The 26,514-nt window shown below is 56.0% G+C and carries 20 protein-coding genes; 7 read left to right on the top strand and 13 right to left on the bottom strand.

What is annotated here, in order from left to right:
• Nucleotides 1-29: 29 nt before the first annotated feature.
• The gene (locus tag VGM48_RS09055; RefSeq protein ID WP_331578226.1) at nt 30-419 is read right to left on the bottom strand and encodes a VOC family protein; all 390 of its coding nucleotides are present in this window, start codon (nt 417-419) and stop codon (nt 30-32) included.
• An 84-nt stretch (nt 420-503) separates the two neighbouring features.
• Between VGM48_RS09055 and VGM48_RS09050 the strand changes: the two genes are divergently transcribed.
• The 3 genes from VGM48_RS09050 (at nt 504) to VGM48_RS09040 (ending at nt 6,455) form a co-directional block, all read left to right on the top strand.
• Complete coding sequence (locus VGM48_RS09050) at nt 504-1,319, top strand: DUF1223 domain-containing protein (RefSeq protein WP_331578224.1); 816 nt, start codon at nt 504-506, stop codon at nt 1,317-1,319.
• Nucleotides 1,320-1,698: 379 nt separating this feature from the next.
• On the top strand, nt 1,699-4,857 hold the full coding sequence (locus tag VGM48_RS09045) for a TonB-dependent receptor (protein WP_331578222.1): 3,159 nt from the start codon (nt 1,699-1,701) through the stop codon (nt 4,855-4,857).
• 26 nt (nt 4,858-4,883) lie between these two features.
• Complete coding sequence (locus VGM48_RS09040) at nt 4,884-6,455, top strand: RagB/SusD family nutrient uptake outer membrane protein (RefSeq protein ID WP_331578220.1); 1,572 nt, start codon at nt 4,884-4,886, stop codon at nt 6,453-6,455.
• A gap of 175 nt (nt 6,456-6,630) precedes the next feature.
• Here VGM48_RS09040 and VGM48_RS09035 read toward each other — a convergent pair whose 3' ends face one another.
• Nucleotides 6,631-7,302 (bottom strand): peptidylprolyl isomerase, encoded by a 672-nt coding sequence (locus tag VGM48_RS09035; protein WP_331578218.1) that lies wholly within the window; start codon nt 7,300-7,302, stop codon nt 6,631-6,633.
• An 86-nt stretch (nt 7,303-7,388) separates the two neighbouring features.
• Here VGM48_RS09035 and VGM48_RS09030 point away from each other — a divergent pair, with 86 nt between their 5' ends.
• Nucleotides 7,389-9,758, top strand: a complete 2,370-nt coding sequence (locus VGM48_RS09030; protein ID WP_331578216.1) for an ABC transporter permease — start codon at nt 7,389-7,391, stop codon at nt 9,756-9,758.
• A 31-nt stretch (nt 9,759-9,789) separates the two neighbouring features.
• Here VGM48_RS09030 and VGM48_RS09025 read toward each other — a convergent pair whose 3' ends face one another.
• From VGM48_RS09025 to VGM48_RS09010, 4 genes are all read right to left on the bottom strand, one after another.
• Nucleotides 9,790-10,266: a VOC family protein gene (locus tag VGM48_RS09025; RefSeq protein ID WP_331578214.1), complete on the bottom strand. Its 477-nt coding sequence runs from the start codon at nt 10,264-10,266 to the stop codon at nt 9,790-9,792.
• 62 nt (nt 10,267-10,328) lie between these two features.
• Nucleotides 10,329-11,168: an SDR family oxidoreductase gene (locus VGM48_RS09020; protein ID WP_331578212.1), complete on the bottom strand. Its 840-nt coding sequence runs from the start codon at nt 11,166-11,168 to the stop codon at nt 10,329-10,331.
• A 79-nt stretch (nt 11,169-11,247) separates the two neighbouring features.
• Nucleotides 11,248-12,159 carry a helix-turn-helix transcriptional regulator gene (locus tag VGM48_RS09015; RefSeq protein WP_331578210.1) on the bottom strand — a complete coding sequence of 304 codons (912 nt, stop codon included), beginning with the start codon at nt 12,157-12,159 and terminating at the stop codon, nt 11,248-11,250.
• A gap of 68 nt (nt 12,160-12,227) precedes the next feature.
• The gene (locus VGM48_RS09010; protein ID WP_331578208.1) at nt 12,228-13,127 is read right to left on the bottom strand and encodes a M23 family metallopeptidase; all 900 of its coding nucleotides are present in this window, start codon (nt 13,125-13,127) and stop codon (nt 12,228-12,230) included.
• 104 nt (nt 13,128-13,231) lie between these two features.
• Here VGM48_RS09010 and VGM48_RS09005 point away from each other — a divergent pair, with 104 nt between their 5' ends.
• The gene (locus VGM48_RS09005) at nt 13,232-15,115 is read left to right on the top strand and encodes a glycoside hydrolase family 3 protein (RefSeq protein WP_331578206.1); all 1,884 of its coding nucleotides are present in this window, start codon (nt 13,232-13,234) and stop codon (nt 15,113-15,115) included.
• Nucleotides 15,116-15,168: 53 nt separating this feature from the next.
• On the opposite strand, the gene VGM48_RS09000 is transcribed toward VGM48_RS09005, so the two are convergent.
• From VGM48_RS09000 to VGM48_RS08990, 3 genes are all read right to left on the bottom strand, one after another.
• Nucleotides 15,169-15,846, bottom strand: a complete 678-nt coding sequence (locus VGM48_RS09000) for an outer membrane beta-barrel protein (protein WP_331578204.1) — start codon at nt 15,844-15,846, stop codon at nt 15,169-15,171.
• 63 nt (nt 15,847-15,909) lie between these two features.
• Entirely contained in the window at nt 15,910-16,542 is a 633-nt protein-coding gene (locus tag VGM48_RS08995) for a response regulator transcription factor (protein ID WP_331578202.1), read from the bottom strand.
• 67 nt (nt 16,543-16,609) lie between these two features.
• A complete protein-coding gene (locus VGM48_RS08990) occupies nt 16,610-19,645 on the bottom strand; it encodes a sensor histidine kinase (protein ID WP_331578200.1) in 3,036 nt (1,011 codons plus the stop codon).
• A gap of 97 nt (nt 19,646-19,742) precedes the next feature.
• Between VGM48_RS08990 and VGM48_RS08985 the strand changes: the two genes are divergently transcribed.
• Nucleotides 19,743-20,867, top strand: a complete 1,125-nt coding sequence (locus VGM48_RS08985) for an SGNH/GDSL hydrolase family protein (RefSeq protein ID WP_331578198.1) — start codon at nt 19,743-19,745, stop codon at nt 20,865-20,867.
• Here the strand turns inward: VGM48_RS08985 and VGM48_RS08980 are convergent.
• Nucleotides 20,845-21,834 carry a phosphotransferase enzyme family protein gene (locus tag VGM48_RS08980; RefSeq protein ID WP_331578196.1) on the bottom strand — a complete coding sequence of 330 codons (990 nt, stop codon included), beginning with the start codon at nt 21,832-21,834 and terminating at the stop codon, nt 20,845-20,847. The two genes, VGM48_RS08985 and VGM48_RS08980, sit on opposite strands and share 23 nt — an antisense overlap.
• A 1-nt stretch (nt 21,835) precedes the next feature.
• Entirely contained in the window at nt 21,836-22,420 is a 585-nt protein-coding gene (locus VGM48_RS08975; RefSeq protein ID WP_331578194.1) for a hypothetical protein, read from the bottom strand.
• Between the two features lie 68 nt (nt 22,421-22,488).
• On the opposite strand from VGM48_RS08975, the gene VGM48_RS08970 reads away from it, so the two are divergent.
• Nucleotides 22,489-22,938, top strand: a complete 450-nt coding sequence (locus VGM48_RS08970) for a hypothetical protein (RefSeq protein ID WP_331578192.1) — start codon at nt 22,489-22,491, stop codon at nt 22,936-22,938.
• A 5-nt stretch (nt 22,939-22,943) separates the two neighbouring features.
• Here the strand turns inward: VGM48_RS08970 and VGM48_RS08965 are convergent, their stop codons facing one another.
• On the bottom strand, nt 22,944-24,287 hold the full coding sequence (locus VGM48_RS08965; protein ID WP_331578190.1) for an HlyD family secretion protein: 1,344 nt from the start codon (nt 24,285-24,287) through the stop codon (nt 22,944-22,946).
• Nucleotides 24,288-24,304: 17 nt separating this feature from the next.
• Entirely contained in the window at nt 24,305-26,503 is a 2,199-nt protein-coding gene (locus VGM48_RS08960) for a peptidase domain-containing ABC transporter (RefSeq protein WP_331578188.1), read from the bottom strand.
• Between the last annotated feature and the right edge of the window lie 11 nt (nt 26,504-26,514).

Below are 26,514 nucleotides of genomic sequence, written 5' to 3'. Positions count from 1 at the left end.
CGGCTGCGGCCGGCCTGGTAACAGGCGGCTCAGGCGGGCGGATTTTCCACGATCGAGAGGATATTCCCCGCGGGGTCTGCAAACCAGGCGATGGTGGGTCCTTTCCCTGGTCCGCCGTGCATGATGCCCTTTGCATCTGTTTGCAGTTCCCCATCATAATGTTCGAACTTCACCCCGGAGGCGGTGAGCGCGTCGACGGCGGCTTCGACACTCAATACCTGCAGGTTGAGCACGGTGAAGGTGGCCGGCTGGTGATTCGGTTTTGGATATAAAAAGACGTTGTAATCTTTCCTGACCTGTATGGCAAGGCCTTCCGGGGTTTGATTGACCGGGAAGCCAAGAGCCTTCTCATAAAATTCCTTTGCCTTTGGAAGGTCGTTGACCGAATAGCTGCTGAATACATTTGTGTAGGCTAACATAATTATTCTTTTTTTATACTATTACTGCGAAAGGCGTGCCCGCGGATGAATAATGCTGAAATTTGCCTTATTAAATCAAGGATCATGAAAAAGAGCAGACAAGTATGGGTAGCGGCGGCCCTCGCGGGCGTGGCCCTTATCGCCGGCGCCTTTCTGGCCTTCAGGGGTCGGGAAGTGGGGTCGGGCAGCGGGGATGCGTTGTTGGGGATGAGACCGGCCGTGGGGAATGGCTTTGCGGTGGTGGAGTTGTTCACCTCGGAGGGATGCAGCAGCTGTCCGCCGGCGGATGCGCTGGTAGCGGCGGTTCAGAAGGCGGACAAGGATCTGCCGGTGTATATCCTTTCTTTTCATGTGGACTATTGGGACCGGCTGGGCTGGAAGGATGCCTTCAGCGATGCAGCCTATTCCGATCGCCAGAAAGACTATGCGCGCTGGCTTCATTTGTCTTCCATTTATACGCCGCAGGTGATCGTCAATGGACAGACGGAGTTTGTGGGTTCGGATGCCGGGGCGTTGTATAAGGCGATCGACAACGGTCTGGCCGGGACGCCCGCGGGGAAGCTGTCGTTGGAGGGTGTGAAGCTCAGCGGCGGAAGATTGAGCTGGCAGGCGCATGGGGAAGCAAACGGCGGCGGGAATGGGTTGCGGATCATCGTCGCGGCGGTTGAGCATGATGCGACGACGAAGGTCATGGCGGGTGAGAATCATGGGAAGACGCTATCCCATGTACAGATCGTCAGGAGTTACAAGGTGGCATCGCTGAATGCAAAGGGGGATGCCTCGGGGCAACTGGCCTGGCCGGAGGGAATAACGGCATCCGGGGGCGAGCTGATCGCTTTTATACAGGATACGGGTAACGGAAAGATCGTGGCGGCGACGAGGTCGGCCATTGGAGGATGATCGGTCAATAACGCTAACCATTAGTGCAAGCTCCCCGCAGGATAGACTCAGCGGGGAGCTTTTTTAGTAAAATTTATTTTTTTAAAAAAAACCGATATATTTGTTAATCGGTGGTTAACCAACCAGCTTGATCACTGCGACAACCAAAACTACTACACACACATGAGAAATGCCAATTTCGTGGGCAGTCGTTCGATTGCTCCCAATCACTCCCCCCCAAAAATTATTACCAGATACTATCTTTTGCCGGAAAGCTCATAGGGCCTGAATTTTAACCCAGGCTGTTCCGTTAGTCTATGTTCCTACTCCACGTCAAGTCTCCGAATGGTCGGGGATGAGTACTGCTTTTTATCATGTTTTTTACCAAAACACTTCTTTTATGAGAAAATTACTCGAGATCAAATGGTTTGTTCTCCTGGGTTTGCTGACGCTGGCATGTCAGGTCATGGCACAGACCAGGACCATCACCGGGAAGGTGACCGATGCCAGTGACAACCCCGTCCCCAACGCATCCGTTGTGGCGAGGGGCACCAAGGTGGGTACCAGCACAGGACTGGACGGCAGCTTTACGCTGAAGGTCCCTGCGACTGCCCGTGTTCTTGTTATTACCGGCGTCGGTTTTGCGCCGATGGAATTGGAGATCGCCAACCGCGAAACGATAAAGGCCGTCCTGACCACTGCCGATAAGAGTTTGCAGGACGTCGTCGTTGTCGGTTATGGCACACAACAGAGAAATGCGTTTACCGGTTCGGCTGCGAAGGTGGACGCTGCCAAATTTTCCACCCAGCTGGCACCTGCTTTTGATAAGCAACTGGCCGGCCGGGCGGCAGGTGTGCAGGTGACCAATTCCGGTGGCCTGGTCAACACTCCGGCCGTGATTCGCATCCGGGGTGTACAATCGCTTACCGGCAACAACGATCCGTTGATTGTCGTAGACGGGATTCCCATCACAACGGGTAATCTGGCGGGGACGACGAACTCCAATGCCCTTGGGGATATCAACCCGGCCGACATCGAAAGCATGGACGTCCTGAAGGACGGTTCGGCAACGGCCATCTATGGATCGCGCGCCGCGGGCGGGGTGATCGTGATCACTACCAAGAAGGGAACCCGGGGCAAGGCCAAGGTGAATTACGATGGGACGTTTGGCTGGAGCAATCCGTTGAGAAAATTCAGCCTGCTGAATGCAAAGCAATTCGAAACGATCGCCAATGAAAAACTGACCAATGCCGGTCTCGCGACGCAGGCAGGGATCAACACTGCCGCGGACACGTCCAATACCGACTGGCAGAACCAGGTCATGGTGAAAAATGCGGGTGCTACCAATCAAAACCTGTCCGTTTCGGGTGCAAGCGACAAGCTGGCCTATTATTTTTCCCTTAACTATTCGTTTAACCGGGGGATTATCGTCAGCAACTATAACCGGGCCTATCGCGTTCGGGCGAATATCGACTATGAAGTCAACAAGTTTGTAAGGCTCGGCAACAGCATGACGATCACCCGGCAGGAGAACGGCGACCAGAACAACGGCTCCAACGGCCTTGGCGGGGCGATCGCTTCCTCTCTTCGGTTGTTGCCCAACGTTTCTCCCTTCAGCGCTTCCGGCTACGGCGGGTATAATATCGGGTATCCGACCAACAACCTCATGACCCCCGGGCCCAACGGCAAGACCATCGACGACAATTTCTTCAATGTCGCCTGGAGTCTGCGGAATGATAAGTTGTATGGTGACGACTACCGGATCATCAACAACACGTATATCGAAGTATCACCGGTGAAGGGCCTGAAATTGCATTCGCAGGCCGGTATCGATATGTACAATGACTACGCTTTCCAGGGCCTTAATGCTTTTCATGGCGACGGATTCAGTACCAATGGGTCCACTTTTAACGAGTCCCTGAACATCCTGAACCTTATCTGGTCCAGTTATGGCAATTATACGCTCAAGGCCGGGGATCACAATTTCTCGGTGACGGGCGGCTATGATGTGCAGAAGACCACCAATAAATTCTTCACGGCCAGCGGATCGCAACTGTCCGACGCTTTCTACAGTCAGAAGAACGTCATCAGCGGTGCGGCCACCATCCAGACCATCGGGGGCAACTTTACGAATACCGGTTTCCTGTCCTCCTTTGGCCGGTTCAACTATGATTTCCGGAGTAAATACTTCGCGCAGGCATCTTTCCGGCGTGACGGTCAGAGCGCCCTGGCGCCCGGTCGCCGGTATGGTACTTTCCCCGGCTTTTCTGTAGGCTGGCGTCCTTCGCAGGAAGAGTTCTGGCAGAAGAGCGGTTTCCTGGCCAGGTGGATCAGCGAGGCGAAACTCAAGGCCTCTTATGCAAAGGTGGGCAACACCCTGACAGGGTTCCCTTACCTGACAAACTTCGGGAATGCCGCCTACGGGAACGTCAGCGGGTTGGGCGCTACCGGTGTGGGTAATCCCCTTTTGCAGTGGGAGACGAGTCAGAAATGGGATGGAGGCATCGATCTGGGCATTTATAAGAACCGGTTCAACTTCACCGCCGATTATTTCCTGAACGATGTGAATAATCTGGTGCTGGCGGTACCTACGCCGTTGAGCGCCGGTATTGCCGGGTCGACCGGTTTGAGCGGCGGCAGCATTTCCCAGAATATCGGTACGCTTAGCAACCGCGGGATCGAGCTGTCTCTTGGCGGCAACATCATCCAGCACCAGGACTTTACCTGGAATCTCTCCTTCAACTATTCTCATGTTGCCAATAAGATCACGAACCTGTACCCGATCGGTGGAGTGCCTACCAAGACGCTTACGGACGGGAATTACAATCTGATCCGCGTGGGTGATCCGATCCATATTATCTGGGGCTATCGTTCCGCAGGCGTTAACAAGCAAAACGGGAACGCGATGTTCTACAAAGCCGATGGAACCCTTGTACAGGTGAATCTGCAGGCCGGGTCGAACGCCGGCGTTATCTATGCGGCCAATGGTAAGGATGACGGGACGCTGGGCGCCAAGTCTTCGCTGGCTGCCTCGGATATGACGAAACTGGGCAATGGCGTTCCCACCTGGTATGGCGGTTTGTACAACTCCTTTACGTATAAGGGTATCGGACTGGAATTCATGTTCCGCTACTCGGGTGGTAACAAGATCATGAACGTTACCCGTCAGGATGTGCTGTTCAATCAGAAATTCCAGAACAACGGCGCCGAGATTCTGAATCGCTGGACGCACCCCGGCCAGGTCACCGATGTGCCCAAGGTGATGTATGGCCAGGACGCCAATATCAGCCAGTCGAATATCGGCAATTCCCGGTTCGTCGAGGACGGGAGATTCCTGAAGCTGCAAAATATCATCCTGTCCTACGAGCTGGGTCAGAAGATGCTGAAGTGGAGCAACGGGAATATCCGTTCGATCAAGGCCTTTGCACAGGCTCAGAACGTCCATACCTGGACGAAGTATAAGGGCGCCGATCCGGAGAACATCAGCACAGCCGGTGTCGACAATGCCGTATCGCCGCAGATCAGGAGTGTATCGGTTGGTTTATCGGTAGGCTTCTAATTTCGTAACATTTCAATCAATGCATCATGAAGAAAACAATCATCATAGGATCACTGGTCATCACCGCTCTTTCCGGCTGCAAGAAGGTGCTGGAAACGGCTCCCAATAATTCCGTCACATCCGCAACCGCTTTCTCTACGAAGGCGCGTTGCGATCTCTCCCTGAACGGCGTGTATGACGCCGCACAGAGTGGCCTGTATACGGACGGCAGCCGTCGCGGATATCCGTTTGGAGCCGCCAATATCGAGCAGGGGGATATGCGGGGGGAGGACCTGGTGAATATCGCGACCTTTTACCAGATCGTCTACCAGAACACCCAGAACTCCGTTGCCCCGAACGTAGTTGCTATGTGGAAGGGGTTGTATGCGCTGATCAACGAAGCCAATGTCTGTGTCGCCGGCTTTGAGGGCGCCCAAAAGGTCAAGGTCATCACCGATTCGATAGCGATTCAATACACGGCGGAATGCCGTTTTCTCAGGGCAATGGCGCATCATGAGGCGCTGATCCATTTTGCCCGGCCGTACGCCGATGGCGGAGGCAAGGGCGTCGGGGTACCCTGGCGGGACTCCGCTATCGCTTCCAGCACGGCGGTGGCTGCTATTTACACGAGGCCTCGGATGCGTACGGACAGCGTCTATGCGAATATCCTGGCCGATCTGGATTTTGCCGAAGCTCATCTGCCGGTGACCAACCAGGTCTACCGCGCTACCAAGGCAGCGGCCATCGCGCTCAAGATGCGGGTGAAGCTTCACATGGGGGATTGGGCAGGGGTTATCGCTGAAGGCAACAAGATCATTTCGGGAAGTGGTCCCTTTACCAGCCCCATCGGCGGCTGGACCATGGACGCCAACCCCGATGATCCGTTCAAACTGGGCAATTACAGCACGAAGGAAAGTATCTTCTCCATTAAGAACGATGCGCTTGACAACCCCGGGGTCAATGCGGCCATCTCTACGGTTTATGCCGCCTCCGACCATAAGGGGAGGGGATTGATCGTCGTTTCTCCCATCATCTGGAATGACCCGAGATGGCTTTGTGACGACAAACGGAGAGTTACTGTCGTCAGTAAGGGCAGCGATGCCAACGGCAGCCAGAGCTTGTTTGTTTATAAGTACCGGGATAGCATCGGGCTGGGTGATTACGCCCCGCAGATCCGGTATGCTGAAGTATTGCTCACCATGGCCGAGGCCGTGGCCAGGAGCACCAGCGGTGTCTCGGCGCAGGCGGTCGGCTTGTTGAACGGCGTCCGGAACCGGTCCCTGGGTCTGTCGACGGAAGCGTATACAGCGGGAGGTTTTGCCGATCAGACCGCACTGGTGAAAGCCATCCTCTTCGAAAGAAGGGTGGAATTCCTGGGTGAGGGTAAGCGCTGGGCCGATATCCACCGGTTAGGCACTGATCCGGTCTATTCCGCCGGCGGCGGCATCCCGGCAAAAGCGGTGAATGCTTCCGTGAAGCCGTTCACCGTCTACAACTGTGGCGGGTCCTACACGGCAGGACAGGGCGCCATCCCGTACAGCGACTTCCGGTTCGTCTGGCCGATCCCATTGACGGAGATCCAGCAGAATCCTATTGTCGCGCAGAATCCGCAATACTGATCCGATAACGAATATGGTCCGCAAAAAAGAGGGTGTCTCAATAATTGAGACACCCTTTGCGTTTGTTTCCTCATGTGTAGTAGTTGGTATAGCGCGGCAGGACGACAATTGGAAATTACAGAATTGCCTCTAAAAACCCGGGGTTTTTATGAAAATTACGGTCGTTTGCCGAAAATTAGTGATTCACATCAATGATGCGAGCCTGCAGGATATAATCGAGGCGTGGGAAATTGCGGTGAAGCCAGGCGTTGCCTTCTGCGAATAGGGAATCCTGTTTGCCTCCGCGGATGCCGCCGCCGGCTTTTTCGCCATAGCCGGAGAAAAGAGAGTCGGCGACGTCCATCCCTTCGATGATCCGGGCGATCGGCACAAAGGGTTCGTTGTCATGGGTGCTGCTGTTATCCCGCAGGTTAATGAACAGCTGGGTGGTGCGGCCGTTGGGATCTTTGAAGGCGAAGTCGACCGTGCCGCGGGTGTTGGAGAGGCGGCGGGGATCGTCGGGGATCGTTTCATGGCGCCAGGCGCTTGCGACGGCGGGGTTGGCGGCGACACCGAATTGCGCCCAGTTGGCGTGGCGGATCCGGAAAAAGGCGGCGGAATCATAATAGCCGTGCCGGACGAGCTGGTAAAAGCGATCGGCGCCATGTGGCGACCATTCCCGGTCGACCTGCAACAGGATGACGCCTTTTGTCGTCTTTAACCGTACCCGGTAGGTGGCGGGGGCGGGTTGCTGGAAGGCGGCGGACCGGGGCCGGAGGAGCGAAGACGAGGGATGGCAGCCTGGAATGATAATGGCTGCGAGTAACAGCAGGAATGCTGTGAAGATGGGGATCGGGCGGTGGCGCATAAGGAGTGGTTGTCATCAAATGTACTTTACTGGCGCCGCGGAAGGCCCCCGGATTTTAGCTATATTTAATCAATTATGATCCAATTATGATCCGCAATTATTTTAAAACCGCCTGGAGGAATATCCTCCGCAACAAACTCTATTCGGGGATCAATGTGCTCGGGCTGACCATCGGCCTGGCCGTGGGGATACTGATCCTGTTATGGGTGCAGGATGAAATGAGCTACGATGCGTTTCACCGGAAGGCGGCGAATATCTACCGGGTGAATACGCCGGGTGTCATGGGGGCTACGCGGCAGGTGTACGAAACGACTACGGCAGCTGTGGGGCCCGCTGCGGTAAAAAATATCCCCGGGGTGGTGAATGCGGTGCGGTTCTTTCCCGATTGGCGATACGGGGTTTTCAGCTATGGCGACCGGCCGTTTGACAAGCCGGTGGCCCTCTATGCGGATTCCAATCTCTTGCAAATGCTGGACTTCCGGCTGCTGGCGGGAGATGCGAGGCAGTTGTGGCCAAACACGCAATCCGTCGTCATAACGGAATCGACGGCCAGGAAATATTTTGGCGCCGCCGACCCGATGGGGAAGGTGATCATGGGTGATCATAAGGACCCGTTTGTCGTGAGTGGTGTGCTGGCGGATATTCCGGAAAATTCTTCGATCAAGGCCGATCTCCTGTTCCCGATCACCACCTTCCGGCGGGACTATGACGGGACGGGCCTCAATCCTACCATGGAATCCGACTGGAGCAATTTTGGCTATCTCACGTTGCTGGAGGTTCAGCCGGGGGTTTCTACGAAAGCGATCGGCGAAAAGCTGCTGGCCATCCAGATGAAGGCCGCGCCCCAGATAAGGGTCTCGATGCCCGAGGACGCGTTCCAGCTACAGCCCTTGAAAGATATCCATCTGCGTAAGGCGGATGGCAGCGCCCCGTTGTTGCAGACGGTGCGCATTTTTATATGGATCGCTGTATTCATCCTGTTGATCGCAAGTATCAATTATGTCAATCTCTCCACGGCGCGGGCGATGTTGCGGGCAAGGGAGGTGGGCGTGCGGAAGATCATCGGTGCGGCGAAGCGGCAGTTGTTTGCCCAGTTCGTGGTGGAGACGGTCCTTTTTTACGTGGTTTCGCTGGTGCTGGCTTTTGGGTTGATCTATCTTTTGATCCCTTATTATAATTCGCTTGCCGGCAAACAGGTTCACCCGGACATTACCGATACCGGTTTATGGAAGGTGGTGGCGGTTACCGGTGTGGGTGTGTTGCTGGCTTCGGCGGTGTATCCCGCGTTGCTGCTTTCTTCCTTCGAACCCCTCCGGGCGATAAAGGGGGTGATCAAGGGGGTTGGGAATGTCACTTTCCGGAAGGTGCTGGTGACGACGCAATTTGTTTTTTCGGTGGGGCTGATCATCGCGACCCTGGTGATCGGTGGGCAGCTTAGTTATATTCGTCAGCGTGACCCGGGCTACAACCGGAGCCAGGTGTTTACCTTCTTCGGCCGGCAGATGTGGGAACATTCCCGTGCCGTGTTGGATCAACTTCGGGAAGAGCCGGCGATAAAGGAGGTGGCGGTGTCCAATGACAACCTTGTCGATGTCCATAACAGCACCGGCGAGACGGACTGGGACGGCAAACCCATCAATAGTGTATTCGTCGTCAATTTTCTGAACGTCGACGAGCGGCTGCTCCCGATGATGAAGATCCCGCTTGCCGCCGGTGACAATTTTAGCGGGCGGGCGGCGGACAGCACCCACTTTATCCTGAATGAGACAGCCGTGCGGCAGATGGGGATCGCCGATCCGGTCGGGAAGCGGTTTAAGCTGCACGACGTCAATGGCACTATTATCGGGGTGATCAGGGATTTCAATTTTCAGTCGCTGCATACGGCCATCGCTCCGCTGGTCTTACGGTACCGGGCTGCCGGTTCGGTATACTATGTAAAGACCAACGGTCATGAAGCCTCGAAGGCGATCGCTGCCGCGAAGAGGATCTGGAAGCAGTATAACCCCGGCTTCGCCTTCGACTACGGATTTCTGGATCAGAACTACGAGCGAATGTATCGCGCGGATATTCGTACGGGCAGTCTCTTCTCGTTGTTTGCCGGTGTCGCGGTCTTTCTCTCCTGTCTTGGGCTTTTTGGTCTGGCTACCTATACGGCGCAGGTGCGTACCCGGGAGATCGGGATCCGGAAAGTGTTGGGCGCCAGCGCGGCCAGCATTGTCGCCCTTCTTTCGCGGGATTTTTTACGGCTTGTCATTGTTGCCATCGTCATCGCTTCGCCGTTGGCGGCGTGGGGGATGTACCGGTGGTTGCAGGATTTTGTCTATCGGGTTTCCATTGGGTGGTGGGTTTTTGTCGTGGCGGGTGGCGCCGCGCTTGGGCTGGCGTTGCTGACCATCGGTTGGCAGGCGGTGCGGGCCGCGCTGGCCAATCCAGTGAGGTCCCTGCGTAGCGAGTAAGCCGGTCCGCGACTTTGCGGTGCAATAAGCGCTATTTCCCTTCGTAGGCGGCTTCGAGCGCTTTGATATCGAGCTTTTGCATTTTTAGCATGGCCTGCATGGCGCGGCCGGACTTGACGGGATCGGGACCGCCGAGGATCCGTTGCAGGGCGGTGGGGATGATCTGCCAGGAAAGGCCGTATTTGTCTTTCAGCCAGCCGCACTGGCTTTCCGCTCCGCCGCCGGAGATGAGGGTGTTCCACAGCTTGTCCACTTCTTCCTGGGTCTCACAATTTACATACAGGGATACCGCTTCGGTGAATTTGAACATCGGGCCGCCGTTGAGGGCATAGAAGTCCTGGCCTTCGAGGGTGAAGGTGACGATCATGGCGGTGCCTTTTGGGCCGGGGCCTGCGTCGCCATAGCGGGTGACGTTGTTGATCTTCGAGTTTTTGAATACGGAGACGTAGAAGTTGGCTGCTTCTTCGGCCTGGTTGTCGAACCACAGGAAGGGAATGATCTTTTGCATAATGGTGCTTTTTTTGATTTATCATTTGTTGACGATACAAAACTAGCGACCGTTTGCTTTCCTCATGTTGTGGGAACGCGACAATCCCGAGGGTCGAATGCGTCAGAGATAAGCCGGTCCAGGTGGCGCATCTTCGCGGTAGCGCGGTTATAGGCATCGCTTCCGAGGAAGAGCAGGGTAGGAGGTTCGGGGGAGTCGGCGACAGCGATCACGGCGGCGGCGGCTTTTACCGGATCGCCGATCTGTTTCCCGTCGATGGAGAGATATTTCGTGTGGGACGGGTGTACATCCTCGTAATCTTCGCGTGTGGCGCCGCCAAAGACCAGGGACTCACTTGTGAGGAACTGGGTGCGGAAGGCGCCGGGAGCGACTGCCGTAACGTGAATGCCCAGCGGGCGGACCTCGCGGGCCAACACTTCCGACAGACCGATCACCGCATTTTTGGCGACCGCATAGGCGGACCAGCCGACGACGCCGGCAAAGCCCGCGATCGAAGAGATGTTGATGATATGTCCCGAGCGCTGCCTGCGCAGGTAGGGCATCACTTTCTGGATGACGAGGATCGGAACGAAGATATTCCCTTCAAAGTTGGCGCGGATCTCTTCGAGCGGCAGCTCTTCGATGGCGCCGCCGATGCCATGGCCGGCGTTATTGACGACGACGTCGATGCGGCCAAAGACCTCATAGGTGGTGAGCAATGAGCTTGCGACGGAAGCTTCGTCGGAGAGATTGACCTCGAGAGGGAGGAATTGGTCCGCGGGTGCGTCAGGCAGGGCCTCTTCCAGCGTTTCCAGCACCCGGGAGGTGGCGGCAACGAGCTGGTCTTCGGCGAGGAGTCTTTTGACGAGTGCCAGTCCTAGTCCTTTCGAAGCGCCGGTGATAAACCATACTTTCTTTTCCATACCTTATAATTTTCTCCAGCAAAGGTAGGATCGCGGGCGGGGGGATTGGATGCGAATATCAAACCAATAAGTGCAAAAATCAAACAATGGGATGATTATCCCTGAAGGTGCCGGGGGAGAGGCGGGTGTTCTTTTTAAAAAAGTTGATGAAGTGGGAGCGTTCGGCGAAGCCGAGACAGGAGGCGACTTCGCCGACGTTCCAGGTGGTGTGGCGCAGCAGGGATTTGGCTTCCTGGACGACGCGTTCGGCGATGAGTTTTGTGGTGGTCTTGCCCGAGGTTTCGCGGAGGGCGCGGTTGAGGTGGTTGACGTGGATGGCCATATGTGCGGCGTATTCGGAGGGGGCCCGGAGCGCGATCTGCTGGGAAGGAGATTCGATGGGAAACTGTCGTTCGAGCAGTTCCATAAAGAGTGAGGAGATGCGGACGGCGGCGTTGGAGTTGGCGTAGATGGAGGTGTTGGCGGGCTGCATTTTCAGCGCCAGGTGGATCAATTCGAACACGAGGGTGCGGAGGACGTCGTATTTATAGGCGTAGTCGGAGCGGATCTCGGTGAGCATGCGTTCGTAGAGGGCGGCGATCATGGCGGCCTGATCGGGCGAGAGGGCGAAGACGGGGGTGGAACCCGGCTGGAAGAGCGGATAGTCGCGGATATGGCCGAACTGCCGGAAGAAGGCTTCGGTAAAGATGCAGAAGAAGCCGGTGGGTTCGGGTGACAGGCGTTCCCATTTGTAGGGGATGAGGGGGTTGGAGAAGACGAGGGCGGGGCCGTCGATGTCGAGGACCTTGTCTGCATATTCCAGGCGGTTGCAGCCCATCATCAGGGACACCTTATAAAAATCGATGCGCCGGTAAGGCATGGGGCTATGGGGCTTGCCGAGGACGTCGGCAAGGCGGAATACGTTGAAATGCCCCATCTCCTTTTTGAGATTGGCGGGCAGCCAGTCCAGCTTTTTGTGGTAGAAATCTTCGAGGCTTTGCGAGGGTTCCATGCGGCAAAGATACGAAAATCAAATATCCGGCGCGGACCCGGTTTTGGCGTGCCGATGGAGATGGGCGTCTAGTGGTGAGAAGAGGGTTTTTTGGCCGGCGCCTTCCTTGCGGCAGCCTTGCCGGTCTCCGCGGTGAGCAGGGCCTTTGTGAATTCGCTGGTGTAGAAGGCGCCCTGTTTGAGCTCGCCCCTGCCATTGCCCTTTGTCCAGATCTTGAGTGGGATCTGGGTGTTGGGGACTCCGGGATAATAGCTGACGCTAAAGCGGATCTCGGAACCGCGGCCATACTGGTCGCCGCCCACGATGCCGATGGGTGTGCCCGCTTCGACGGGCTGACCGGGTTTTACGAGGGCGCCGTCCTTTTTCAGGATGCCGTATTGGGCAAAAGAGCCGTCGGCATGATAGATCTCGACGAAGTTCCAACTGGTGGTCGTGGAGGCGCCGGCGTCATTCTCGGTGTTGCTCACGTCTATCGCGGATATGACACCGCGGCGCGCGGCGTAGATAGTGTCACCGGCTTTTGCGCGGAGCCGGACGGAGTAGCCGCTGTCCTGGCCGCCGGGAGTGGAGCCGACGCCTTTGTTGGGGATGCGGTAGGCCTGGGTTTCCAGACCGGGGGCGGTGGGAAGCAGATAGGTGAAGTTGGGATTGACGACGGGATTCATCAGCCCTTTCCGGTTGCTGCTTTTATAATTGAGCTTTGTCGGTTTCGACTTGTCGATGGGGGAGAGCGTGATGATCCTGGCGGAACCCGGCTTTAACTCGATGTCATAGGGCAGCGAGTGATCGGCCTTCAGGTTGTCGAGCGTCGGGAAGTCGATGCGCATGACATAGGGGCAATAGGCCTTGTTGTTCGCGGTGAAGATATAACGGCCCTGGTTATCGGTGCTGTAGCTGATGTCGATGACCTTTTGCGCCTGGGTGCCGAGGGTGGTGAGAAGAAGGAAAAACAGCGCGGACTTTTTCATATTACGGGGATGTGGTTTTCGGTTAAAGATAAGGAAGATACGGGGAAAATGTTTTTGGCGATTTGGGGATTATCCCTACTTTGTGTCATACTAACATAATGCTTATGCCAGCCGCAAAACTCCTTCCCGCCGCAGCGTTGCTGACCCTAACGCTGGGCATTCTCTCCTGTAATCAGATCAATACCGCCGCCAACAAGTATCGCGATCTCAACAAGAATGGAAAGATGGATGTCTATGAGGACAGCAGCCAGCCGGTGGAAGCGCGGGTGGACGATCTGCTGAAACAGATGACGCTCGAAGAGAAAGCAGGTCTGCTCTTTATCAACGGGGCCCGGGTGAATGATGACGGATCGATCGGGGACAAGCCGGCGAAGGGGATGTTTGCGTTTGCGCCAAATGCGTTGAAGCTGGTGCAGGGGCTAAAGATGAATCATTTCAACCTTTGGGCGGTGCCTTCACCGGAGATGCTGGCCAGGTGGTACAATAATATGCAGCATTACCTGCAGGATTCCACGCGGCTGGGTATCCCGATGACCATCGCTTCGGATCCGCGGAATCATTTCAGCAGCAATATTTTTGCGATGTCGGCCCACAGTTTTTCACAATGGTGCGAACCGCTGGGACTTGGGGCGATCGGTGACTCGGCGATGACGCGGCAGTTTGCCGATGTGTCGCGCCGGGAATACCTCGCTGTCGGTATCCGGGAGGCGTTGCATCCCCAGATCGATCTGTCGACTGAACCCCGTTGGCCGAGGATCAGCGGGACGTTTGGGGAGGATGCGCAGCTGACGGCACGGATGGCCAGGGCTTATATCCTGGGTTACCAGGGCGATAAGCTGGATTCCAACAGCGTGGCCTGTATGACGAAACATTTTCCCGGCGGCGGTCCGCAGAAGGAAGGCCTCGACCCGCATTTCCCGTTTCAGAAGGGTCAGGTCTATCCGGGTAAGAACTTCAACTATCATCTGATCCCGTTTGAAGCGGCCTTTGAGGTGCACACCGCGGCGATCATGCCCTACTATGGTGTCCCCATGGGGCAGACGAGCGAGGATGTCGGGTTTTCCTATAACAAGGATATCATCACGGGACTCCTGCGGAACAAATATCACTATGACGGCGTGGTGTGTACGGACTGGGGGCTTGTCACGGACGGGAATATGGGCGGCACGGTGTGGCCGGCGCGGGCCTGGGGGGTGGAGAAGCTGTCGCGGGAGGAGCGGGTCAGAAAGATTATCGATGCGGGGGTGGATCAATTCGGAGGGGAGAACTGCCCGGAGATCGTCGTGCAGCTGGTGAAGAGTGGAAAGTTGACGGAAGCGCGGATCGATTCCAGTGCGAGAAGACTTTTGCGGCAGAAATTCGAACTGGGGCTTTTTGATAATCCGTTTGTCGATGAGTCGAAGGTCTTGCAGGTGGTCGGCAGTGCCGAATCCATGAAGGCCGGAGAAGTCTCGCAACGCAGGGCGATGACGCTGTTGAAAAACGACGGCAAGCTGTTGCCGCTTGCGCCGGGCAAGCTGAAGATCTATGTACGCAACGTCGATTCGGCCGTGGCGGCGCGATATGGTACGGTGGTCGACAAACCCGGGAAAGCGGATATCGCCATCCTCCGGTTGAAGACGCCGTTTGTTCCGGTGGAGTCGCCGATCATGATGGCCCGGATGTTCCATCACGGCGACCTTGATTTTAAAGGAAAGCAGAAGGACAGCATCCTGCAGCTGCTCGGCAAGGTGCCGACGATCGTCGATATCTATCTCGACCGGCCGGCGGTGATCCCCGAGATCAGCGCGAAGGCAAAGGGTCTGCTCGCGGATTTTGGCGCCAGTGATGCAGCCGTGCTGGATGTCATCTTCGGCAAGGATAAGCCGGGCGGACATCTGCCGATCGAATTACCCTCTTCGATGGCTGCGGTGAGGGGACAAAAGGAAGATGTGCCGTACGATAGTAAGAACCCGCTTTATAAATTCGGGTTTGGGTTGAGCTATTGACGGCGCCGCCGATGACGATCAGCAGGAGGGTGACGTTCTTCATGGTCATTTTTTTAGAAGCGATAGCCGATGAATAGCTGGATGACGTTGTTCTTGGGGTTGATGCCGGAGCCGGAGGTCGATCCGCCGCCGGTGTAGGCGGACAGCTGTTGTTTGAACAGACCGGTGAAACTGATATTGTACCGTGCGCCAAAGAGCAGGCCCGCGAAGGGATGGATCTCCAGGCCGCCGGTGGCGCCGAAATCGATGCGATGAAACTGGTCGACCAGGGAATTGATCCCCAGGCTGTCGGTGCTGGTCTTTGTCCCGGCGCTATCCTTTTTTGCATTGAGAAGATAGGCCGTTCGCGCGCCGACCTGGATCTGCACGTATTTGGTGATGTTGATCGCCATCAGCTGGGCGAAATACAGATAGTCGAGCATCACACCTGTGCTGGTCTGGCCGGTGGAATAATCATAGCCCTGCCGGGAAAAGCTCAGCTCGGAGTAAGGGGCGAGGACCTGGCCCACCGGCGAGTAGAAGATGGCGGCATGAAACCCGGTTCGGCTGCTGCTGTTGATCTGCGAGGCGCTGGTGACGTTGGCGAAATTAAGGCCGGCGCGGAAGCCGATACCGATGAAATGATGTTCTGTTTTTGGCTTGACGGTTTTTTGTGTGCTGTCGTTTTGAGCAATACCGAACAGGGGAAGAAGGAGAAAGAGAACCGCGGGGATCTTTGCTTGCTGACACATGGGGTTTTTGTTTTTGCCGAAGCTACGCCCGTGAAGCGGGTACGTCAATAGAACGAAAGTTACTTAGGGGCGAAAGGCTTTGTTGATCGCTTCGGTGCGATTTTGCACGTGGAGTTTTTCGTAGATGCGATGGATGTGTTGCCGGACGGTACTGGTGGAAATGGTGAGTTGATCGGCAATCTCCTTATAAAGAAGCCCGCGGGCCAGCAGTTGGAGGATCTCGTTCTCTCGGGATGACAGGCTTTCGGCGACGGGAGCGGCGTTTTTGGAGGGTGGATCCTGGAGTGTGCGGACCAGCTTCCGGGCGATGTTGGAACTCATAGGAGAACCGCCCTCGTACAGTTCTTTCAGCGCTTCGATGATATTGATCAGTCCGGTGTTCTTTAACAGGTAGCCGGAGGCTCCGGCCTTGAGGGCTTCGAAGACTTTTTCGTCGTTTTCATAGACGGTGAACATCATGTATTGGGTCCGGCTTGTCTTTGCGACGGTTTGCCGGATGCATTCGATCCCGTTGATGCCTGGGAGGTTGATGTCCATGATCACGATGTCTGCCTGGAGGCGGGGGATGGCTTCGATGGCTTCTTCCGCCGTTTTGAAGGTGTCGAGGATGATGAATTCCGGACTCAGGGCGAGAAAGTTCTTTAATCCTTCCCGAACCTCGTCGAGGTCTTCCACTATGATGAGGCTGATGGACATGCGGTGAAACTAATGGTAAATGGGTGATGGGACAATAGTACGAAAGTTAACGAACGGGTGGGCCGGTTTATAGGGGTATGGACAGCCGGATGGTGGTGCCTGGTCCGGTGAAAATTGCCAGGGTTCCGCCGAGGTCGCGGATGCGCCGCTGCATGTTATTGATTCCGTTGGCAAAGGGGCGGATCCTTTCGCGGTCGAAGCCGATGCCGTCGTCGGCGATCGTGATAAGCAGGAACTTGCCGGGCTGGACGGCCATGCGGATGTCGACCTGTTCGGCCTGGGCATGTTTGACGATGTTGTGCAGGGCTTCCTTTATGGTGAGGTAGACGTTGCGGCGGAACTCGCCGCTGACAAAACCGGAGGGCAGGTCGGCCGGGGTTTCCACCTGGCAACGGATGCCGCCTTGCAGCAGGTATTCGGCCGCATAGCTCCGGGTATAGGACAGCAGATCGCTGAGGGAGTCGTTCCTTTCGTTGAGGGCCCAGACGATCTCGCCCATCTTGTCGATCATTTCATGCGAATACCGCCGGATGCCCGTGATCTCCTCTTCGAAGGGCAGTTGTTGCTGTTTTTTTATCCCGATGGTCTCGCTAAGGAATTTTATGCGGGAGAGGCCGGCACCCAGTTCGTCATGCATGTCGGTGGCGATGCGTGTCCGTTCTTTTTCTATCGCCTGCTGGTTCTCCAGTTCGAGCCGCTGGTGGAGCAGGCGACGGCGGATATAGGCGCGGATGCCGAGGAAGGTAAGGGTGGCGATGACGAGTAGAAGGACGGCGCGGAATCCTGCCGTCTGCCACCAGGGCGGATGGATGACGAAGGGGTAGCTGGAGTTCCCGTCGGGGTAATCACCGGCCAGGAACTGGACTTTTACCCGCAGGGTATATTTTCCGGGCGGGAGATTGACGAAGTGGATGGCCGATTCGCTGGTGGGCGGACTCCATTGATGGTTGGAGCTTCCTTCGAGCAGATAGGAATAGCGGGTTTGCGCTTCGTCGATAAAACTGGTCACGCCGATATGGAAGGTCATCGTGTTGTGATCGTAGTGAAGGGACAGCGGAGTGGTGGGCGTATTCGGGGTGAGGACATTGTCTACCAGCACTTCCGAGAAGAGGATCTGCGGGCTGTAGTTCGTTCGCTTTGCGGGAAACGGCCCGATCTTCATGTATCCCTGCATTACGAGGGCCCAGTGGACGCCGTCGCGGGTGGAGTGGATCTTGTAGACGCCCTGGTAGTTATCGTGGTTATAGGTGAGATTATCGATGGTGAAGCAGGAATCGGCATAGCGGATACGGTCGAGTCCCGCCGGGGTACAAACCCATACGGTATTGTCGGCGTCGCATTGAAGATTGCTGATATAATTCTCCGAGAGGCCGTTGCGGGTGGTGAGGTGTTTCCAGTAGAGAAAACGAAGGTCCTTGAAGAACAGACAATAAAGCCCATGATCCCTGGTGCCGATGTACGCGTGACCGGCGTTGTCGACGGTGATGGATCGGGCGCTTCCCGGTGGTCCCTCGAAGGCGGCGAGGAGGTTCAGGCGGGGGCCGGTATCGGTCATTGTCAACCCAAAGACCCGCAGTTCATCGGAACGGCTGACGGTCCAGATGCGTCCCGCGGAGTCGATGGTAACCTGATCACAGAAATAAGGTAGGGGGTATTGCAGTAGCGGGTGAAGCGGGGTGGGCTGCCGGGCGGTGGCGGCGGGGGAGTGATGGGAGGAGACAACTGGGAGTTGACGGGCCGAGACAACGGGGAGTTGACGAGTGAGGACGACGGTGAGCTTATCGGAGACGAGGATGAGGTTTCCCTTTTTGTCGATGCAGCCGCCGCCAAACCGGAAGGAGCTGTCGTGGCGGAAGGGAACCGCCCGGAAGCGGTGGCCCGGGAGAAAATGCAGGGAATAGAGATCGTTGCCCGCGGTGATCCAGCTGTTGACGCCGAAATACACCCGGCTGTTGTTGGGCACGTCACCTTCGGGCAGGAAAAGCTGCCGGGTGCTATCCCGCATCAGCAGGAGGCTGCGCCGGTTGTTGTCATAGAACCAGACGGAATCGGTGCCGGCGACGGTGCAGAGATCGTTTACGGTAAAACCGGGTTGGGGCCGGGCATAGGAGGCGACCCGGCGGCCTGGCCATTTGACGATGCCGTTGCGATCGTTGGCAAACCAGATATTATCTTCCGCGTCCTGGAGGACGGCGGTTGTTGCGCCGGGTGGCAGCCCGTTGGCTGTCGTGAAGCTCTGCAGGCTGCCGGTTGCGGAATCGATCCGTATGAGGCCTTGTTCCAGGGGAAGCCAGAGGTCGTGATGGCGATCGAAATAGGCGTATCCACAGAGGATCGGATCGGCGGCCTGCCAGGGGGCGGACAGATGGAGCAGGCGGATAGAATCCTGTTGAAGTGCGGCCGGGTCGAGCCGGCGGATGCCGGCAGAGGTGGTGACGAAGATGCCGGTGCCGGGGGCCTTTACCAGGTAATAGAAGTCGGCGTGCTTTGCGGCGATGGTAACACGCTGCGTGGTGGGGTCGTAAAGCAGGAGGCAGCTGGGACCGGGATAGGCTCCTGAAAAGCGGTCGGTGAGGATGAGCAGGCGGTGATCGATCTCGACGGCCTGGACAATCGGTCCGTCAACTGTGCGGCCCTGGCCATCCTGAAGCGGCACCCGGATCCACCGGTTGTGCTGATACCGGAAAAGGCCGTAATCGGAGATGCCGTAGAGTATGCCGTCGCTGCAGCGGACGAGCTGGTTGACGACGGGATAAAAACCGTCGGCGGTGTGGATGTCCCTGATCACCCCATGGACGAGGCAATGCAGGGCCGTGCCGTTGGGGGCGATCCAAAGCGAGTCATCACCCATCTCCAGGATGTCGTTGATGAGACTTGTCGCCAGGCCGTTGTCGGTGGTATAGTTGATAAAACGGCTGCCGTCGTAGACGCTCAATCCGCCGTAGGTAGAGACATAGAGTCTGCCGCGGCTATCCTGGTAGAGGAAGCGGGCGCGGTTGTTGATGAGCCCGTCTTTCGGGGTGTAGAGTGCAAAGAGATATTGCTGCGCATAGAGGCTATGAACAAGAAGGAGCAGCCAGATTAAGGTTAGTGGGCGCCGCATGCATGTTGCTTGCCTGATGAAGGTACGAAACCGGGGAGGGATTTGCAAGCGTGCGGAGTACCGGGAAAAATCAGTAGTATTGGTGAAAACGGGTAGTATGAGAACGATGATCTTACTTTTGGGATTTTTTGCCCTGACGATTTTCGGGACAAGGGCTGATGCGACCGGGGGCCATGCGAATGATTTGCACCACGGGGTGAACGTGTTGCCGGCTTCGGCGCTGCATCCTTTTGGACGATGGATGCTTACGGGGGCCGGGGAAGTGGAGATGATCGGCAGTGCCGTTCATTTCGGGTTTCAGTTTTCGGGGACGGGCTGTGCGGTGTATGTGCAACTCCCGGCAGGTGGCGGGCATAACTACCTGCAGTATGAATTGGATGGCGTTTACCAGGGGAGTATCCGGATCGAGGGCGGGAGCCGGCAGCCGCTCGTGATAAAAACGGGTTCGGCGGGCGTTCATACCGTGTGGATCTATAAGATGACGGAGGCGATGAGCGGCGCCATCTTCATTGAAAAGATCGCGGGTCAGGGGTTGCTGGCGCTGAAACGGCCCGAGGCGCCGGTGATCGAGTTTATCGGGAACAGCATTACCTGTGGGGCTTTGGCGGATAAGTCCATGATGGCTTGCGGAATCGGGGACTATTCCGATCATCACAACGGCTATTACGCCTATGGCCCGCGGGTGGCCAGGGCGTTGAAGGTGAACTATCTGCTCAGCAGCGTGAGCGGTATCGGCATCTATCGTACCTGGAACAGGGACGCGCCGTCGATGCCGCAGGTGTATGAACACGCGGATCTCAGCGATACCGGCCGGCGGCGTTGGGATTTTGCGCAATACCGGCCCGTCATCGTCAGCATTGCGCTGGGGACAAATGATCTAAGCAAGGGTGATGGAAAGACGCCGCGGGCGCCTTTCGACAGTGCGAAGTTTGTCGGCGACTATGTTCGGTTTGTACGACTCGTGAAGACGAAATATCCGGCGGCGCAGATCGCGTTGCTGAGCAGTCCGATGGTGCGGGGTGCGGAACGGGAGATGCTGCAGCATTGTCTGATGGCCGTGAAGGCGGCGATTGATGCGCAGTATCCTTCGGGCCGGACCGTTGCGACTTTCTTTTTCGAGCCGATGGTGCCGAGGGGATGTGGCGGGCATCCCAGCGTGGAGGATCATGCGTTGCTGGCGGCGCAGCTGGAACCTTTTTTCAGTCGGTTGCTAAGGGAGTGAGCCGCCGGATCAGGGCCGTGCGCATTTTCAGCTGCGAAGGCTGAACAAGCGGATAGAATTGGTCATGGGTGGAGTGGAAATCCATATAGAAGCACCACCAGCCGAGCGCAAGCCAGGGGACGAGGGCTGCTTCGGCATCGGGCAGGGTGCGGACTTCGCGATAGGCAGTGAGAAAGCTGTCGTAAGATTGGTCGGCGGCTTCGCGGGTCAGCCGGCCGAAATGGACGTCGAGATCGAGATGGACCCGGAAGGTCATCAGGTCGTTGATCAGCCATCCATAGCCGAAGAAATCAAAGTCAAAAAGGGTGAGCTCGTCACCCTCGAAGTGAAAGTTCTTTGGCAGGAGGTCGAAGTGACAGAAGCCGGTTGAAAAAGCGGTTGTATCGGTTTGGGTCAGATGGGCGATCGTTTTTTCGGCAGCCTGCCGCCACCAGGCATATTCTTCGGGGAGATCGGCAAAATAAGGTCTCATCGTTTCGAGCGGTTTTGTCAGGGTTGCGGCCGGATCGAAGGTCCACCGGTTATCGCTAAGCTGGACGGTTGAGGAGACATTGTGAAACCGGGCGAGCTGCCTTCCGAGGTTTTGCAATTGCGCTTTGTTCAGGATGGCCACCGGATTCCCGCGTGCAAAAGAGAAGAGAACTGCATGACGCTCGCCTTCTGCTCCATTGAATTTCTGGATAAATTGTCCCTTGCTGTCGGCGATGGGGTAGGAGAGGGAGACCCCTGCATTCTTTGCAACCAGCAGCAATTCGACTTCGGCCGTTATCTGCGCATAACTGCGATGAGAGGGACGATATACGCGCAGGATGAATCGGGCGGCCGGGGTATCGAGCTGATAGGTATCGCCGACGCCGCGGACGAGAAACCGGCATCGGGCGTTGTCGAAAGAATATCGCTCGCCGATATAGATTGCCAGGGCGGCCGGAGAAAGGGTCGAATAGGAACAGGGGAAGATGGAGGTCATTTTATTTCGTGTCGTAGAACCGGATGCGGTTGAACTTGAACTGGCCGCCTTCGCCTCTTGCCACCTGGTACATCAGCGTACGGGTGCCGCCGGTGGGGGTGTCTTTATCTTCGGGGTTATAGAGCGGGAATCGCTGAAGCAGGTTGCCTTCCAGCAGAGTGAACTTATCGTGGCCCTTATAGCCTTTGTTGACCTTGGGGTCATAGGAAATATCGGGAAGGTAGCAGGGGGCGAGTGATTTGTTGGCCTCGGAGAGCAGGCACATGACGGTGCCATGGATGCTGTTGGAATCGGTGTAGATAAACAGGATCAGGTCGGGATAGCTGTCACTGTTAAGATCGTCCACCTGTGCGGCGTACACCCGGCCTTTTAGCGGAAAGTCCAGGGGGTGGACATCGCTTTCCATGCCGATCGGTCTTATGGCGATTGCGTTATCTGTAACGCTCTTGTTCCGGCAGGTGACGTGGTAGCCTGCTTTACCGATCTTCATCGTTGTATCGATCTTGTTGAAGGTGAGCTGGGCGCTGGCTGACAGGGAGAAAAGGCCGGCGAGCAAGAGAAGAAGGTACTGGCATTTCGGTTTCATAGGATAAAGATAGCCGGAAAAAAGAGTTTTTTCGATGGAATGGGAACTTGTTTTTATATATTTAGAATATGAAATATAACTTATCACTCCTGCTGGCGGCCATCTGCCTTGTTTGCTCCTGCAAACTCCAAACCGAACCTCTTCGCATGAATGGTACCTGGCGGTTGGTATCCGGTACTACGATCACCAAGGGCGTAGCCACGGTTACCGATTACACCAGGGATTCTAAGTTCATCAAGATCATCAACAACACTCATTTTGCTTTTGTGAAGCATGACCTGAATCCGGCAAAGGATTCTTCCAATCATTTTGATGCGGGCGGCGGCAGCTATACGCTCGTCGGCAATCAGTATACCGAGCACCTCGATTTCTACAGCGATCACAACTGGGAGGGAAAGACCTTTCCCTTTACCGTGACCATCAGTAATGATACGCTGATCCAGCGGGGCATGGAGAAGGTGGAGAACGAGAATATCGACCGGGAGATCATCGAGCGGTATGTAAGAGAGTCGAAATAGGCGATCTATCGCTGTGTCCCTTTGATAACGGCGTGGTATAGCCGTTGCAGGAGGCGCTGGTCCATGGTAATGATCAGGGCACGGGATCTCAGCCCGCTGCGGTACTGCAATTCTTTTTTGTAGTTAGTGGAAAGCCCCGCGGGCAGGTCGATGTTCGCCAGGAAGCCGCTATCGGAAGGAATATTACTGATATAGGAGAGCCGCCCTTCCACCACACCGAATTCCTGATAGGGGTAGGCATCAAAACGCAGTTTCACTTTCTGTCCGCGTCTGATCTTGCCGAAATTGTTCTGGGGCAGCATGACCTGGGCATAATACCGGCTGTCGGGCGGGTTGATAAAGCCAACGGTCTTGCCTGTCAGCAGGAATTGATTCTCCTGCAGCGGGACGACGAAAACGACCTTGCCGGCTACGGGAGCGGTAATAAGATATTTTCTCATCCAGTCGTCGACGAGGCTCCTCAGGGTTTCCAGCGCCTGTCTGAAGATGGCTTTCTGTTGGGAGATCGTGTGTTCCAGTTCGTCGATATCCCGCTGTTTGGCTGTCTGCTGGCTTTCGTTGCTGAGCATGGAGGTAGTCAATTGCTGTGAGCTCATTTGTTTGGCCACCAATTTACTCTTCTGGTCGCGGAGATCCTGTTTGGATATAACGCTGTCACGGAACAGCGAATCGTTGGCCTCGGCGGCCTCGCTTGCGAGGGTCAGGTCCTGCTGTGTCAGCCGCTGCTGTTCCTCGAGCGAGCGGTGCATCTTTTGCAGGAAGGCCAGGTCCTCGAACAGACTGGTCTTTCGCTTATAATAGTACCCGTTGACGAGGTAATCGTCGAATTGCAGCCATGCGGTCATGAACAGCTGGTAAGGTGCCTGCAGATCGCCGAGGCCGGAGAAAGGCTTGCTGAGGACGCCTGATACTTTCTCGCTGCTGTTTTGCAGGAGGAAGGATTCCGCCTGGGTCAGCCGGCCAGCGAGGGAGATCACTTCCGAGTGGTCGGCGGTGCTTTCGATCCAGCCGATGACCTGGCCCTGACGCACCGTGCTGTCGTTGGCCACGAACAGTCTTGTCAGTTTACCGTCCTGGCGGACAACGATCTCCTTGGGCGCATTTGCGGAGCTGAGGGTGGCATCGGCTTCGATGATATCGGGATAGCTGATCAGCCAGGTGCCGGCGACGATCAGCATCAGGAACGCAAGGAAGAACCATAACGCCCAATTTTCCATAAATCCGGGCTGGCGGGAAATGATCTCCTGGGCCTTCTCCGACCGTAGTTGCAACCGGACCCCACGCAAATCTTCACCATGGGCGGGTGTTGAAGGGATTCCGTTATGCCGGCGGTGCAGGGTGGTTGGCATGATCAGGTTTGTTTTGTTTAATTGCCCAGCTCGAGTTGATTTTTCACTAGTTCGTAATATCGGCCCTTCTGCTGGGAAAGATTTTGATGTGTTCCATATTCGACGATCCCGCCTTTGTCGAGGACGATGATCTTATCGGCGTTTTTTACGGTGCTGAGGCGATGGGCAACGATGACGACGGTGCGGTCCATGAAGAACCCGCTGAGATTCTCCACGATGGTCTTCTCGTTGTTGGCATCCAGGGCATTTGTCGCTTCATCAAAGAAGAGATATTCCGGTTCTTTATAGATCGCCCGGGCGATGAGCAGGCGTTGTTTTTGTCCCTGGCTCAGGCCGGTGCCGTCGGCGCCGAGTAAGCTGTTGAACCCGTTGGGCAGGGATTCTATGTAGGACAGGATGTTGGCGGTCCGGCAGCAATCGATCAATTTGTTGTGATCGGGTATCTCCTCGTCCATCGCGATGTTCCGGGCGATGGAATCGTTGAAGATATAGCCGTCCTGTAGAACCGAGCCGCATTGTTTTCGCCACCAGGAGGGGCCGAGATAGCGAAAATTCGTTTCGCCGATGCTGATCTCGCCCTCATAATGATCATAGAATTTCAACAGCAGTTTCAGGAGGGTGGTCTTTCCGCTTCCGCTTGCTCCGACAATCGCCGTCACCTTACCGCCGGGGATCTCGAGATCGATATTGTTGAGAACCGGTGGGTTACCCGCTCCGGGATAGGTAAAGGAAAGATTCGAGAACCGGATGGTCCTGTTTTCGGGGAGCTGGCGGATAAAGGAAGTGTCGGCGGGTTCTTCGTCTTTCATCTGATGCACTTCGTTGAGCCGTTCCATGCTGATCCGGGCGTCCTGGGCGTTTTGGACAAAGGAGACAAATTGTTCGACGGGGTTGCTTAGCTGCCCGATGATATATTGAATGGCCAGCATGGCGCCAAGGGTGAGTTTCCCGTCGATGACCATCCCTGCCACGAGGAAGGTGATGACGACATCTTTTCCCTGATTGATCAGCGTTGCCCCGGTTTGTTGGACCTGGCTATAGGTAAGATTTTTGAAATTGAGTTTGAAGATACCCACCTGGATATCCTCCCATTCCCAGCGTTTCCGCTTTTCCGCGTTGTTCAGCCGGATCTCCTGCATCCCCTGCACCAGTTGAAGGGTTGCGTTGTTCTCCCTGGCAGAGTAGCCGAACACCTGGTAGTTGATCTTGCGGCGGACCTTCAGAAAGAACCGTACCCAAAGGAAGTAGAGTATGCTGCCGATGGCGAAGGCCAGGAAGAGCGTCGGGCTGTAGGAGGCCAGGACGATCCCGTAGATGCCGAAAGTCAGAAAAGAGAAGAGGGTATTCAGCGCGCTGCCGGTCAGGAAGGTCTGGATCTGTTTGTTGTCGGCTATACGCTGGAGGGTGTCGCCGGTATGATGGACGTCGAAGTAGCTCAGGGGAAGGCGCGTCAGCTTTATCCAGAAGTCGGAGAGGATGGAAAGGTTGAGGTTTATGGAAATACGCAAGAGCACCCGGCTTCTGATAAAATCGACCACGGTTCTACTGAATACCAGCATGAGTTGCGCAATCAGGATAACGGTTATATAGGAAAGATCCTGGGTGTTGATCCCTTTGTCGACGATGCTTTGGGTAAGGAAGGGGAAGATCAGTTGCAGCAGGGAGGCGACCAGCAACGCGGCAATCACCTGGACCAGCTGACGGCGGCTTTGTTGCAGGTATTGCAGGACCAGGCTCCAGCTGAGTTTATGTTCCTTTTCGTCTTCCTGTTCATAAAACGCAGGGGTAGTTTCCAGGAGCAATGCCGTTCCAAGCTGTTCGCCGTCCGGGTCGACTCCCGAGAGCCAGTGTGACCGGAATTCGGCCACGGTGTAGGTCATGATCCCTTTTGCGGGGTCTGCCACTTTCACCTTTGTATTTCTTTTGGACGAACCGGGAAGGAGTACGACAAAATGATGCTGATTCCAGTGCAGCATACAGGGCAGGGGTGCTTCATCCAATATTTGCTGAACGGTGCACTGTACGCCCCGTGTGCGGAAGCCGATCCTTTCGGCTGCATCGCTGATGCCCAGCAGAGAGGAGCCTTCCTTGCCGAAACCCGATCGCTGCCGGATGCTGTCCGCATTGTAGTGTTTGCCATAATACCGCGCGATCATGCGGAGACAGGTGGGCCCGCAGTCCATCGAATTCAGCTGTTTGTAGAATGGAAAGGCCAATATCGAAACTT

Source organism: Puia sp. (assembly GCF_036500295.1).
Classification (GTDB): Bacteria; Bacteroidota; Bacteroidia; order Chitinophagales; family Chitinophagaceae; genus Puia.
Note: the sequence above shows the minus strand (reverse complement) of the source record. Positions and strands in the feature narration are given on the sequence as shown.

Excerpts from the sequence above, each read along its gene's own strand:
- VGM48_RS09055 (WP_331578226.1), bottom strand. The coding sequence starts at position 419 with ATGTTAGCCTACACAAATGTATTCAGCAGCTATTCGGTCAACGACCTT.
- VGM48_RS09050 (WP_331578224.1), top strand. The coding sequence starts at position 504 with ATGAAAAAGAGCAGACAAGTATGGGTAGCGGCGGCCCTCGCGGGCGTG.
- VGM48_RS09045 (WP_331578222.1), top strand. The coding sequence starts at position 1,699 with ATGAGAAAATTACTCGAGATCAAATGGTTTGTTCTCCTGGGTTTGCTG.
- VGM48_RS09040 (WP_331578220.1), top strand. The coding sequence starts at position 4,884 with ATGAAGAAAACAATCATCATAGGATCACTGGTCATCACCGCTCTTTCC.
- VGM48_RS09035 (WP_331578218.1), bottom strand. The coding sequence starts at position 7,302 with ATGCGCCACCGCCCGATCCCCATCTTCACAGCATTCCTGCTGTTACTC.
- VGM48_RS09030 (WP_331578216.1), top strand. The coding sequence starts at position 7,389 with ATGATCCGCAATTATTTTAAAACCGCCTGGAGGAATATCCTCCGCAAC.
- VGM48_RS09025 (WP_331578214.1), bottom strand. The coding sequence starts at position 10,266 with ATGCAAAAGATCATTCCCTTCCTGTGGTTCGACAACCAGGCCGAAGAA.
- VGM48_RS09020 (WP_331578212.1), bottom strand. The coding sequence starts at position 11,168 with ATGGAAAAGAAAGTATGGTTTATCACCGGCGCTTCGAAAGGACTAGGA.
- VGM48_RS09015 (WP_331578210.1), bottom strand. The coding sequence starts at position 12,159 with ATGGAACCCTCGCAAAGCCTCGAAGATTTCTACCACAAAAAGCTGGAC.
- VGM48_RS09010 (WP_331578208.1), bottom strand. The coding sequence starts at position 13,127 with ATGAAAAAGTCCGCGCTGTTTTTCCTTCTTCTCACCACCCTCGGCACC.
- VGM48_RS09005 (WP_331578206.1), top strand. The coding sequence starts at position 13,232 with ATGCCAGCCGCAAAACTCCTTCCCGCCGCAGCGTTGCTGACCCTAACG.
- VGM48_RS09000 (WP_331578204.1), bottom strand. The coding sequence starts at position 15,846 with ATGTGTCAGCAAGCAAAGATCCCCGCGGTTCTCTTTCTCCTTCTTCCC.
- VGM48_RS08995 (WP_331578202.1), bottom strand. The coding sequence starts at position 16,542 with ATGTCCATCAGCCTCATCATAGTGGAAGACCTCGACGAGGTTCGGGAA.
- VGM48_RS08990 (WP_331578200.1), bottom strand. The coding sequence starts at position 19,645 with ATGCGGCGCCCACTAACCTTAATCTGGCTGCTCCTTCTTGTTCATAGC.
- VGM48_RS08985 (WP_331578198.1), top strand. The coding sequence starts at position 19,743 with ATGAGAACGATGATCTTACTTTTGGGATTTTTTGCCCTGACGATTTTC.
- VGM48_RS08980 (WP_331578196.1), bottom strand. The coding sequence starts at position 21,834 with ATGACCTCCATCTTCCCCTGTTCCTATTCGACCCTTTCTCCGGCCGCC.
- VGM48_RS08975 (WP_331578194.1), bottom strand. The coding sequence starts at position 22,420 with ATGAAACCGAAATGCCAGTACCTTCTTCTCTTGCTCGCCGGCCTTTTC.
- VGM48_RS08970 (WP_331578192.1), top strand. The coding sequence starts at position 22,489 with ATGAAATATAACTTATCACTCCTGCTGGCGGCCATCTGCCTTGTTTGC.
- VGM48_RS08965 (WP_331578190.1), bottom strand. The coding sequence starts at position 24,287 with ATGCCAACCACCCTGCACCGCCGGCATAACGGAATCCCTTCAACACCC.